Genomic DNA, 11610 nt, shown 5'->3' with positions numbered 1-11610 from the left:
GGTACCTGCCGATCCTGCTGATGATTCTGGTCTCGGCGGTGCACCTGATCGGCGCTGGCGAGGAAAGCCAGCGGGCCCTGCAGAACGCCCTGCTGACCACGGTGCTGCTGGTGGGTACGGTGTTCCTCAGTACCCTGTTGCAACACCTGTTCACGCCGCGCACCGAAAACACCCCCGCGGCGCGGTTACGGCCTTACAAGGAGCTGCTGCGCAGCCTCGCCCATGCCCTGCTGCGCATCATCATGGCGGTGGCGTTCATCGAGTTGCTTGGGCGGATCTGGGGCTTCTCGGTCATCGACTTCGCCCTGCGCAACACCCTGGGCCGGGCGATCAGTGACTCGCTCAGCAGCATCGGCCTGATCCTGCTGGTCACCTGGCTGCTCTGGGTGGTGCTCGATACTGCTATCCAGGAGGCGCTCAAGCCCGCGGTCGGCCGACGCAGTTCTCGCCAGCCGAGCACCCGGGTGCGCACGATCCTGCCGATGCTGCGCAATGCGATCAAGATCATCCTGGTGGTGATCTGCACCATCACCACCATGGCCAACCTGGGCATCAACGTCGCCCCGCTGCTGGCTGGTGCCGGTGTCGTGGGTCTGGCCATCGGTTTCGGGTCGCAGCAACTGGTGCAGGACGTGATCACCGGTCTGTTCATCCTGATCGAAGACACCATCGCCATCGGCGACTGGGTGGTGCTCGACTCAGGCCATGCCGGCACGGTGGAAAGCCTGACCATCCGCACCCTGCGCCTGCGCGATGGCAAAGGCTTCGTGCACTCGGTGCCGTTCGGGCAGATCAAGGCGGTCACCAACCAGTCGCGGCAGTTCGCCTACGCGTTCTTCTCGGTGCAGTTCACCTACGACAGTGATGTCGACGCGTCGCTGGGGCTGATCCACGAAGTCGGCCAGTCGATCAGCGAAGACCCGCTGCTGCGCATCAACTTGCAAGGCCCGCTGCAGGTGTTCGGCGTGGACCGCATGGACCTCAACGGGTTCGTGCTGACGGCGCAGTTCCGCACCATCTCCGGCGGGCAGTACGCGGTCAGCCGCGCGTTCAACGAGCGGCTGAAGAAGAAGGTGGACCAGACCGACAACGTCAGCTTCGCGCAGCTGTACCCCGTAGCGCCAGCATTGCGGGGCGAGGCGGCGCAAGCCTAGGAGCCCGCAGCCCTGTGGGCAACTGTCTTCTACTGAGATAGTCACAACCCGGCCCGGCAAAGCCGGGCCCTGTGGGAGCGCGCCTTGTGCCGGGACGCCGGACCGCGCGATCGAGGGCAAAGCCCTCGCCAGGGCACAAGATTACCCGTGCTGTGCGGTAGTGGCAGGAAGCACCGAATCCAGCCAGCTACCCTGGCAGCGCCTACTCGATTCCGGGGCCGCTTCGCGCCCCATCGCGGGCGGTCCGGCGTCCCGGCAAGCCCGCTCCCACAGGTTGGGCCCCCTTCGTCAGCGCTCGCTGGTTACGCCTGGCCTGCTTGTCCTTACTTGAACACCAACGCCTTCAACCCACCTGCCGGGTCCGCATCGGGAAACTCCGGCGGGTTTTCCAGCCGTTCGATGAACGCAAGCCCCGGCGCCTGCTCGGCCATGCCCTGGATCAGAAAGTCGGGGCCGATCGCGGGGTCGTTCACGCACGCCAGCACGGTGCCGCCGGGCGTCAGCAGATCGGGCAACCGCCGCAGGATCTTCGCGTAGTCCTGGGTCAGCGCGAAGCTGCCTTTCTGGAAGGTCGGCGGATCAATGATGATCAGGTCGTACGGTCCGTACTTGCGCACCTTGCCCCACGACTTGAACAGCTCATGCCCAAGAAACGCAACCTGACCCACGTCGTGACCATTGAGCCGATGATTGTCTCGCCCGCGGTTCAGCGCTGCCTTGGCCATGTCCAGGTTCACCACCTGCTCGGCACCGCCAGCTATGGCCGCCACCGAAAAGCCACAGGTGTAGGCAAACAGGTTGAGCACGCGCTTGCCCGCCGCCTGTTCGCGCACCCAGCGCCGGCCGTAGCGCATGTCGAGGAACAGTCCGCTGTTCTGCTTCAGACCCAGGTCGAGCTGGTAGCGCAGGCCGTCCTCGTCGATGATCCGGAGCTGGGTCGGTTCGCCCAGCAGCCAGTGGCCGGGGCTATCAGGCAGGTAGCGGTGCTGGATGATGATCGCCTGGCCGGTCCAGCGTGGCCCGGCGGCCAGCGTGCGCAGCATGGCTTCAAGCTCGGCCAGCTGGCCTTCGGGCGGTTCGCGGAACAGCGCTACCAGCAACACACCCTGCAACCAGTCGACGGTGATCTGCTCCAGCCCCGGCCAGCAACGGCCACGGCCATGGAACAAACGGCGGGTTTCTTCCGGCGCAGGGTCGAGGGCGGCGAGCAGGTGCTGCTCAAGGGTGTCGATCACGGAGGTCATGGCAAGGTCGCAGAAACGAAAAAGGGGGGCATTCTACCCCCCTTGCGCGCCGCTGACGTTATTCGGCCTTGATCGCGGACCGCCGGGAAGCCGAGCCCAACCACCAGCCTTGCTGCATGCCGGCCGCCGCCAGCAGGATCGCCGCCACGCCGACCCACTGCAGCGGCTGCAGGCGATGCCCGAAGGCAATCCAGTCGACCAGGATCGCGGCAATCGGGTAGATGAACGACAGTGCGCCGGTCAGCGCCGTCGGCAAGCGCTGGATGGCGCTGTACAGCAGCACGTACATGACGCCGGTGTGCACCACCCCCAGCGTGACCAGGCTGGCTAGCGCGGGCACCTCGGCAGGCAGGCCGCCGACATTGGCCCACGGCGCGAGCAGCAGGATCCCGGTGGTCACCTGCACCAGCGCGATCATGTGCGGCGGCGTGCCGGCGAGGCGCTTGATCACCAGCGCCGCCACCGCGTACAGCAGCGCCGCGCCCAAGGCCAGGGCGATGCCCAACAGGTAATCATCGCCGCTGCCCTGCTCGCTGCCATGGGCACTGACGATGGCCAGCATGCCAACAAAGGCCACACCCAGCCAGAACAGCTTGGGCGGGGTGATCTTCTCGCCCAGAAACACGGCGGCAAGCCCCACCAGCATGAACGGCTGGACGTTGTACACCGCCGTGCCGATGGCGATCGAGGCGCGCGAATAGGACGCGAACAGCAGCACCCAGTTACCGACGATCGCCACGCCGCTGAGCAGCGCCAGCAGGAAGGTGGTGCGGGTGAGCACGCCAGGCTTGAGAAAGCCCATGACGGCGCAGATCAGCAACAATGTGCCGGCGCCGAACACGCAGCGCCAGAACACCACATCGAGCACCGGCTGGCCCGACACCAGCACGAACCAGCCGATGGTTCCGGAAATCAGCATGGCGGCGACCATCTCGGTCGAGCCACGGCGCAATGAACTGTCCATCAGGCACCTCCTCTTGTTCGTGGCCACAGTATGCCCAAGGCCAAGGCCTACCCTCCAGCGGATATCGAAGGCCGATGCCGCCATCTGCCTTTACTATCAAGGCACATCCGGCTTTTCACCTGACGAGATCACCATGACCGACGACATCGACCAACTGCTGATCAATGCCCTGATGGACGACTCGCGCCGCTCGCTCAAGGCCCTGGCGCAGCACAGCGGGCTCTCCGCGCCCAGCGTCAGCGAGCGCTTGCGCCGACTGGAGGAACGCGGGGTGCTACGCGGCTACACCGTGGACATCGACCCTCGCTGCTTTGGGTATCAGCTTCAGGCCATTGTGCGCATCCGTCCACTGCCCGGCCAGCTGCAAGAGGTCGAACGGCAGATCGTGGCCATTCCTCAGTTCACCGAATGCGACAAGGTCACCGGCGAGGACTGTTTCATCGCTCGCCTGCACGTGCGCTCGATGGAGCAGCTCGACACGCTGCTGGACAAGCTGAACCTGCTGGCCGAGACCAATACCGCCATCATCAAGAAGACTTCGGTGAAGCGCCGGCTACCACCGATGAACTGACCGGCTCAAACTTGTACACAGAAATGTCACCTTAGGTGCCATTTTTGTGTGCACTCTAATCAGCGGCGCCCCAAGTTGTAACATTTATCCTGAAAATCTACCTGATCAATCGATCAACAAATTCCAGCGTCCAGAAATTAAACCTGTTCGGACGGTCAGCTAAAACAGCTGAAATTTCATATACCTAAACGCAATCAAGGTAAACGCGAATATGTCTTGATCTGATACTCACCGGCCTGTGGCATGGATCTGGCTTTAGGGTGTAGGTGTTTTGTATACAAATCGAACAAAACATACACACACATTGTTGCTCGCCCTGGTTTTCGAACCGGGACCGCGCAACCCGACCCAGTGATGCCAACGCCTGCACCGACGAGATGGCGCGCCCGTGCGCATGCCCGCTCCATCGCAGTCCGCACGCATCAGGAGCCTGACGAATGAGTAACAGCCTCGACCTTGCCCCTGAATCTTCCGTTGCCAGCACCCGCCCCACGTCCACCTCCACAGGCGCGCCACCGATGGTGGAACTCAGCCCGCGCCTGCATAACAGCGACCTTGCACCGACGCGCCTCGAAGGTCGCCGCTGGGGGCGCTACAGCATCTTTGCCTTGTGGACCAACGATGTGCACAACATCGCCAACTATTCCTTCGCCATGGGGCTGTTCGCCTTGGGGTTGGGCGGCTGGCAGATCCTGCTGTCGCTGGCGATCGGCGCGGTGCTGGTGTATTTCTTCATGAACCTGTCGGGCTACATGGGCCAGAAGACCGGCGTGCCGTTTCCGGTGATCAGCCGCATCGCCTTTGGCATCCATGGCGCGCAGATCCCGGCGCTGATTCGCGCGGTGATCGCGATCGCCTGGTTCGGCATCCAGACCTACCTCGCCTCGGTGGTGCTGCGGGTGCTGCTCACCGCGGTGTGGCCGCAGGTGGCCGCGTATGACCAGAACAGCATCCTCGGGCTGTCGAGCCTGGGTTGGGTATGCTTCGTGGCGATCTGGCTGGTGCAGCTGGTCATTCTTGCCTACGGCATGGAGATGGTGAGGCGCTACGAAGCCTTCGCCGGCCCGGTGATCCTGCTGACGGTGGCCAGCCTTGCCGGCTGGATGTACTTCCAGGCCGATGCACGTATCGCCTGGTCGGTGAGCGAGCCACTGACCGGCTTCGAGATGTGGCGCAATATTTTCGCGGGCGGAGCCCTGTGGCTGGCGATCTACGGCACCCTGGTGCTCAACTTCTGCGACTTCGCCCGCTCCTCGCCGTGCCGCAAGACCATTCGCGTCGGCAACTTCTGGGGCTTGCCGGTGAACATCCTGGTGTTCGCGGTGATCAGCGTGGTGCTGTGCGGCGCGCAGTTCAGGATCAACGGCCAGATCATCGACAGCCCGACCCAGATCGTCGCCACCATCCCTCACACGCTGTTCCTGGTGCTGGGCTGCCTGGCGTTCCTGATCGTCACCGTGGCGGTGAACATCATGGCCAACTTCGTGGCGCCTGCCTTCGTGCTCAGCAACCTGGCGCCGCGTCATCTCAACTTCCGCCGGGCCGGGCTGATCAGCGCCACCCTGGCGGTGCTGATCCTGCCGTGGAACCTCTACAACAGCCCACTGGTGATCGTGTACTTCCTCTCGGGCCTGGGCGCCCTGCTCGGTCCGCTGTACGGGGTGATCATGGCCGACTACTGGTTGCTGCGCAAAGGCCGGGTCAATGTGCCGGAGCTGTACAGCGAGCACCCAGGCGCAGCCTACCACTATCGTCGCGGCGTCAATCCGCGCGCGCTCGCCGCCTTCGTGCCGGCCGCGCTGCTGGCCATCGTGCTGGCGCTGGTTCCCAACTTCCACGGTGTCGCGCCGTTCTCCTGGCTGATCGGGGCCGGCATCGCCGCCGCGATCTACCTGCTGGTCGCGCCGCGCCATGTCCAGTATCACGACGTCAGCGGCGAGTGCATCGCCGTCGACCCTAGCAGCCATTGATTGCGGAGAGCCGTTCATGCGCATTCTGATCGTCAACGTCAACACCACCGAAGCCATCACCGAGGCCATCGCCGAGCAAGCCCGCAGCGTTGCCGCGCCGGGCACCGAGATCGTCGGCCTGACGCCGTGGTTCGGCGCGGAGTCGGTCGAGGGCAATTTCGAGAGCTACCTGGCCGCGATCGCCGTCATGGATCGGGTGATGGCCTATGAGGAGCCGTATGACGCCGTGATCCAGGCGGGCTACGGCGAGCACGGCCGTGAGGGCCTTCAGGAGCTGCTCAACGTGCCCGTGGTGGACATCACCGATGCCGCCGCCAGCACCGCGATGTACCTGGGGCATGCCTACTCGGTGGTCACGACCCTGGACCGCACGGTGCCCTTGATCCAGGACCGCCTCCGGCTCTCGGGCTTGTACGACCGCTGCGCCTCGGTGCGCGCCAGCGGCCTGGCGGTGCTGGAGCTCGAAGCTGACCCACGGCGCGCGGTGGAAGCCATCGTCGGCCAGGCTGAACGAGCCGTGCAGGACGACAAGGCGGAGGTGATCTGCCTGGGTTGCGGCGGCATGGCAGGGCTGGATGAGCAGATCCGCCAGCGCACCGGCGTGCCGGTGGTGGACGGCGTCAGCGCGGCGGTGACCATCGCCGAGTCGCTGGTGCGGTTGGGGCTGAGTACGTCGAAGGTCAGGACCTATGCCACGCCGCGGGCGAAGCGGGTCATCGGCTGGCCGATGCGGCTAGGCCGGTAGCGTCAAGCAGGAATTGGTGTGTAAAGGGCTGCCGCAGTTACTGTGGCAACTGTCTTCCATCCAAGGTAATCACAGCCCCCGGCCCGGCTTCGCCGGGCACTGTGGGGTGCCTTGTGTCGCGATCGAGGGCGCAGCCCTCGCCGGGGCGCAAGATCACGATCTTGTGCGATGCCGGCAGGGAACAAAGACAGTTGCTTCCACAGGGTTGCCATACACCTCAGGGATTTCCACAGAATCGCCGCGGCCTCACAAGCGCTTGCGCAACACCGCGCCTCAGCTAGGGCAGGTCTGCGCCCCCCCATCCAGCCCTTGGCGATAGTTACGGCTGAGCATGCTTGCCTTGCCATCGCGCCAGGTCAGGGTGATCACGTACAGCGAGTCGAAGTCATTGTTGTTCCAGTCTTCGGTGATCACCTGATCCTCACCCAACGCCTTGCCGGCCACGGCGTTGATCAGGTCGGGCAGATAGCCGTGGGACCAGGCCGTGTAGACCGTCGCGTTACGGTACTTGTCGCTCATCAGCTCTTCGGCCAAATCATCGGTGTCGTTGGCACCAAAGTCGATATTCACCGGCAGGCCCAGTTTGATCGCGCTCGGGCTGATGGTCATCAGCGGGCGAATGTAGCTGTAGCTGTCATCCCGGCTCCCCTCCTCGACGTGACGCGAAGGGTTTGCGGCGAACACGTAATCGGCGTTGCCGAACTTTTCTGGCAGCACCGTGGCCAGGTCCAGGGCACGGTTCAGCCCTTGGCAGTTGAGCTGTCCGAGGCCCTCGCCAGGTTTTTCCGCGTGGCGCAGGAACACCAGCGTCTGGGTACCGTCGACTGGCTCCGCGCGGCTTTCCATGACCTCCAGCGCAAGCGGAGCAATGACCGCGGCGAGCGCAAGGCCACCCAGCAAATGACGGCGACGGCGGATGAACGAGGTCAGCTTCATGGGCACGGACTCTTAGGCTAGAAAAGGGGTGTGGCGGCATCGCCTGACTACCCCGCGGCGAGCGCTGCGGGGCGTTCCTGTCAGGCATCCATCCTTGGAAGCGAGCGTGTATCAGAGTGCCATATCGGCGTTTGGTTCATCCGTGAGGCCAGATCCATGACCCACTGCTGACTGTAAACCGGATTTGTTGCCGATTTAAGACGCGGTTCAGTCGTCCCGCAGAACTTCAAAAGGCAAGACGGAGCCATCTGCCTGAGAGTTTGGCGATCCCCTGTTTTCGATGATTGAGACATCAAAGACCTGCTCAATCACTTTTTTGGCGCCTTGGTTCAAACTCCATGCGAAGAAAACCAGAAACCCAAGCAAGAACACGAAGAAAACCGAGCCCACAACACTTTGCGCGACACCCCACCAAAACCCAGGCTTGGCGCTCCTTATCTCGGCGCTCGCTCTATCGGAATAGTATTTGTCCAGTTCCGCAGCCTGCGTAGCCACGGATGCATCGAGAAAACCTTGAGCAAGCTGACTGGCTTGGTTCCGGTAGCTTTCCAGTTGGGTAACGCTGTTGCTGACATCGTGGAAGGGTGCCAGATCGTCATCGGTTGGCTCTCTGCCATGCCTTGTCTTGAACGCCTGTACATATTCGATCTTTTGCCGCTTGTACAGGGAGTAGGCGATGATGCCCAGGATATCCTGTTCATCCTGGACAAGCGTTGCATAGATGTAATTGTAGGCTCCGCCAGCCAACCTCTAATCCTTGCGCAAACGCGAGAAAGCCGCTTCGAAGGCAGCTTTCAACTCGGATCGGCTCTTTTTGGTACTTGAAATCACGCCCACTAATTCTCGTGGAAGCGTGATTTCCATCTGCGCACCGGCGGCGGAAAGTCGGGAGCTCGCTTCCCTGACAATTCGAGATGAAAAATATGATTTGGTCGGCATGGCATATCCTACGTCAAGAACATGGAGTCTGGCACCGCCAACGCTCGCTGCGGCGCAATCACCGCCGTAGCATTTCGCCAGATATTTCCGACCTTGTTGTAGGACCTATACCCGTTCGGTAAACGCACGAGGCCACGCCAAGCAGCGATCAGTCGTCCCGCGTCAGCACCTCGAGCAGCTCGATTTCGAAGGTCAGGTCTGAGTTTGGGGGAATCGAGCCTACGCTGCGGTCGCCGTAGGCCAGGTGAGCCGGGACGTTGAGCTTGCGTTTGCCGCCTACGCGCATGCCGATGAGGCCTTGATCCCATCCCTTGATGACGCGACCTGTGCCGATCACGCACTGGAATGGCTTGCCGCGCGACCAGGATGAGTCGAATTCGCTGCCATCGGCCAGCCAGCCGGTGTACTGGGTGGTGATCAGGGCGCCCTTGACCACGGCCTTGCCGGCGCCTTCCTGGATGTCGATGATGTGCAGTTCGCTGCTCATGCTGGCTCTCTTCAAGCGGATTTCGGGGTGCGGGTTTTATCAGGTCTGGCTGAACTGCGCCATGGCTTGCTCGCCGGTCAGTTGTTTGGTCTGGTTGGAGAAGCAATAGAAGGCGGGTTTCTGGTCGACGAAGATCTGCAGGTCGAAGAGCCACTCGGTGTCGTCGTCCAGAATGCCGACGGGGACTGCGTCGAAGCCGCCGGCCTTGAGGCGGTAGAACAGGTGGGTGCCGCATTGGCTGCAGAAGCCGCGCTGGGCCCAGTCGGAGGAGTCGTAGAGGGCGGGTTCGCGGCCGGTGTACTGGACGGGCTGGGTGGTGTGGACGACCAGGAGGGGGCCGCCACCCCATTTGCGGCACATCTTGCAGTGGCAGGCGTTGACGCTGGTGGAGTCGATGTCGAGGGTGAGGTGGGTGGCGCCGCAGAGGCAACTGCCGGTTTTTTGGGTGGGCATGGGGGTGGGGCCCTTTTTTGGGGGGTGGGGGTTTTAGATTAGCAGGGGGGCTTGGGATCAGGGGGGTTGGGCTTTTGCTTTTGGGTGAATATCCGTTTGCTGGGGTGGCGCTGAGTATGGTTTCGCCCTTACGGCGAGTCACTTTTGACAAGCGCCCGGTGTGCCGGCCCAGTCAAAAGTAACCAAAAAGGCTGGCCCCTCCATGGGCCCTCCGCTTCGCTTCGGGTCCCCTCCTTCCGGTGTCGCTCCGGGGCTGCGCGGCCCTGCTCGCGCCTTCGGCTTCGCCGAAGGTGGGCTGCGCCCACGCCCCTACACGACACCTCCACTCGGCCTGCTGGAAGGGGCGGTAGATCAAGAGCAAAGGCAAGAGCAAGAGCAAGAGCCAAGAGCCAAGAGCAGGCGCAGGAGCAGGAGCAGAAAAAAGCAGATCTGTTGAGCGACGCCCTACATGTGGGAGCGCGCCTTGTGCCGCGATCGGGCCCGCAGGGGCCGCAAAACCTGCAAACACGGTCTATCAGGAAAACGGCGATCTGGAAGTTTGGAGCTCAAGGCAGGGAAATCTTCCCACTTTCCATATTTCTTGTAGTCCATTTCCCAAGCATACTTATACCGCCTTAAAAGCCTTGCGATGCTGCTGGCACGGGTCTAGTCTCGACCGGTCGCTGAACATTCAGTGATCGGATTTAGCAGTCCGTACCAACTCAGGCATCAATCGCTTACCTTGACCGTGTCGCTGTTCGACAGCGGTAATTCATGGTGGCTGTATGCGGGGCACCTTCGGGTGCGCCGGGTGCCTGACTTGCCGGTCTGCTAACCCGCGTACAGCTGCCACCCTACGTTTAGCAGCGTGGCCTGGCAGCTCAACCCTCGTCAGGACTAGCAATCATGCTCAAGATCGTCCCCGATCCACCACCACACAACCATTCCCTCGAAGACATTCTCATCCAGACCTCGGAATACCTGGTCTGCGCCCTGACTATCGCGCAGGAAACGGTATTGATCTGTTCCGAGCCTGCTGGCCAGGCCATGACCTTGGCGACGATGCATGAAATCGACAGGGCCCATGGGCTGGTCGAAGTGGCATTGAGCAAGGTGCAGGCACGGCACTGAAACATCCCTGAAAACTTGCATGCTCCCTTGGAGTGGCGGTTTGACGTTCCAGGGGGGTTGGAGATTGATGATGAGTCATTTGAAGCATTTGAAAACCACGGGTACCGGGTCGTTTGGCGAAGGCGTTGGCGGGCGTGTTGCGGATCGCCTGTTCAAGGTCACGCCGGGGCACGACGCGGAGTATGCGTTGGAGCAGGCGACGGTGTTGATGGACTGCGTGTACAAGATGACGTTGCAGTCCGGGGTCGAGCGGGACGACATACTGGTGTGGGTCGCGCATTACCTGAGCGGCATGGCCAAGGCCCTGGTCGAGGATGTGGCGCATGGAATGATGAGCGGGCCGGTTCGGTAGGGGTGTGAGCTCGTCGGGAGTCTGCCCGGTCCTTTGGGCTGGGCGGTCGCGCGGAACGGGGCCATGAGCTGCTGCACATTTCAGGTAATGATGGTGTCCATGGCTGGGTTCATCTCGGGTAAGCCAGGGGTTTATACCGACTTTCCGGCAAAGTGAGGCATAGCCTTATGGCCTGCCGTTGCGGGGTGTCAGGGGGAACGCGATTGCAGGTTTTGCGGCCCCTGCGGGCCCGATCGCGGCACAAGGCGCGCTCCCACATGTACGGCGTCGCCCACCAGACCTGCTTTTGATCTGGCTCTGGCTCTTGATCCGGCTGTAGCTCTTACTGGGGCTGTGGCTGTTGCTGTTGCTGTTGCTGTTGCTGTTGCTGTTGCTGTGGATCTTGATCTTGCTCTTGTCTTGATTTGGCTTTGGCTTTGGCTCTGGCTCTGGCTCCTGCTGTTGCTCTTGATCTACCGCCCCTTTCCAGCAGGCCGAGTGGAGGTGTCGTGGAGGGGCGTGGGCGTAGCCCACCTTCGGCGAAGCCGAAGGCGCGAGCAGGGCCGCGCAGCCCCGGAGCGACACCGGAGCGAGGGGACCCGTAGCGAAGCGGAGGGCCAATGGAGGGGCAAGCCCTTTTGGTTACTTTTGGCTGGGCCGGCACACCGGGCGACTGCCAAAAGTGACTCGCCGTAAGGGCGAAACC

The 11610-nt window shown here is 62.5% G+C and carries 13 protein-coding genes; 6 read left to right on the top strand and 7 right to left on the bottom strand.

Annotation, left to right across the window (positions count from 1 at the left end; genetic code table 11):
* A partial coding sequence (locus tag VJS90_RS13450; protein WP_324122144.1) for a mechanosensitive ion channel family protein occupies positions 1-1154 on the top strand: 1154 nt, incomplete at its 5' end.
* A 323-nt stretch (positions 1155-1477) separates the two neighbouring features.
* On the opposite strand, the gene VJS90_RS13445 is transcribed toward VJS90_RS13450, so the two are convergent.
* Together VJS90_RS13445 and VJS90_RS13440 are read right to left on the bottom strand one after the other, a co-directional pair.
* The gene (locus VJS90_RS13445) at positions 1478-2398 is read right to left on the bottom strand and encodes a class I SAM-dependent methyltransferase (protein ID WP_324122143.1); all 921 of its coding nucleotides are present in this window, start codon (positions 2396-2398) and stop codon (positions 1478-1480) included.
* Positions 2399-2456: 58 nt separating this feature from the next.
* Positions 2457-3362: a DMT family transporter gene (locus VJS90_RS13440; RefSeq protein ID WP_324122142.1), complete on the bottom strand. Its 906-nt coding sequence runs from the start codon at positions 3360-3362 to the stop codon at positions 2457-2459.
* Positions 3363-3495: 133 nt separating this feature from the next.
* Between VJS90_RS13440 and VJS90_RS13435 the strand changes: the two genes are divergently transcribed.
* The 3 genes from VJS90_RS13435 to VJS90_RS13425 all read left to right on the top strand — a co-directional run bounded on the left by VJS90_RS13435 (position 3496) and on the right by VJS90_RS13425 (position 6648).
* Positions 3496-3933, top strand: coding sequence for an Lrp/AsnC family transcriptional regulator (locus VJS90_RS13435; RefSeq protein ID WP_324122141.1), 438 nt, complete (start codon positions 3496-3498; stop codon positions 3931-3933).
* A gap of 437 nt (positions 3934-4370) precedes the next feature.
* Complete coding sequence (locus tag VJS90_RS13430) at positions 4371-5903, top strand: NCS1 family nucleobase:cation symporter-1 (RefSeq protein ID WP_324122140.1); 1533 nt, start codon at positions 4371-4373, stop codon at positions 5901-5903.
* Between the two features lie 16 nt (positions 5904-5919).
* Positions 5920-6648: an aspartate/glutamate racemase family protein gene (locus tag VJS90_RS13425; RefSeq protein WP_324122139.1), complete on the top strand. Its 729-nt coding sequence runs from the start codon at positions 5920-5922 to the stop codon at positions 6646-6648.
* A 273-nt stretch (positions 6649-6921) separates the two neighbouring features.
* Here the strand turns inward: VJS90_RS13425 and VJS90_RS13420 are convergent, their stop codons facing one another.
* The 5 genes from VJS90_RS13420 to VJS90_RS13400 all read right to left on the bottom strand — a co-directional run bounded on the left by VJS90_RS13420 (position 6922) and on the right by VJS90_RS13400 (position 9463).
* Positions 6922-7584, bottom strand: a complete 663-nt coding sequence (locus tag VJS90_RS13420) for a histidine phosphatase family protein (RefSeq protein WP_324122138.1) — start codon at positions 7582-7584, stop codon at positions 6922-6924.
* Positions 7585-7791: 207 nt separating this feature from the next.
* A complete protein-coding gene (locus tag VJS90_RS13415; protein WP_324122137.1) occupies positions 7792-8331 on the bottom strand; it encodes a hypothetical protein in 540 nt (179 codons plus the stop codon).
* Positions 8332-8334: 3 nt separating this feature from the next.
* Positions 8335-8523, bottom strand: coding sequence for a hypothetical protein (locus VJS90_RS13410; protein ID WP_324122136.1), 189 nt, complete (start codon positions 8521-8523; stop codon positions 8335-8337).
* A gap of 148 nt (positions 8524-8671) precedes the next feature.
* Entirely contained in the window at positions 8672-9010 is a 339-nt protein-coding gene (locus tag VJS90_RS13405) for an FKBP-type peptidyl-prolyl cis-trans isomerase (protein WP_324122135.1), read from the bottom strand.
* Between the two features lie 39 nt (positions 9011-9049).
* A complete protein-coding gene (locus VJS90_RS13400) occupies positions 9050-9463 on the bottom strand; it encodes a GFA family protein (protein WP_324122134.1) in 414 nt (137 codons plus the stop codon).
* 885 nt (positions 9464-10348) lie between these two features.
* Between VJS90_RS13400 and VJS90_RS13395 the strand changes: the two genes are divergently transcribed.
* Positions 10349-10573 carry a hypothetical protein gene (locus tag VJS90_RS13395; protein ID WP_324122133.1) on the top strand — a complete coding sequence of 75 codons (225 nt, stop codon included), beginning with the start codon at positions 10349-10351 and terminating at the stop codon, positions 10571-10573.
* Positions 10574-10643: 70 nt separating this feature from the next.
* Positions 10644-10925: a DUF3077 domain-containing protein gene (locus VJS90_RS13390; RefSeq protein ID WP_324122132.1), complete on the top strand. Its 282-nt coding sequence runs from the start codon at positions 10644-10646 to the stop codon at positions 10923-10925.
* Positions 10926-11610: the final 685 nt, after the last annotated feature.

It is taken from the genome of Pseudomonas sp. (assembly GCF_035277045.1).
Classification (GTDB): Bacteria; Pseudomonadota; Gammaproteobacteria; order Pseudomonadales; family Pseudomonadaceae; genus Aquipseudomonas.
This window is presented reverse-complemented; position numbering and strand designations above follow the sequence as displayed.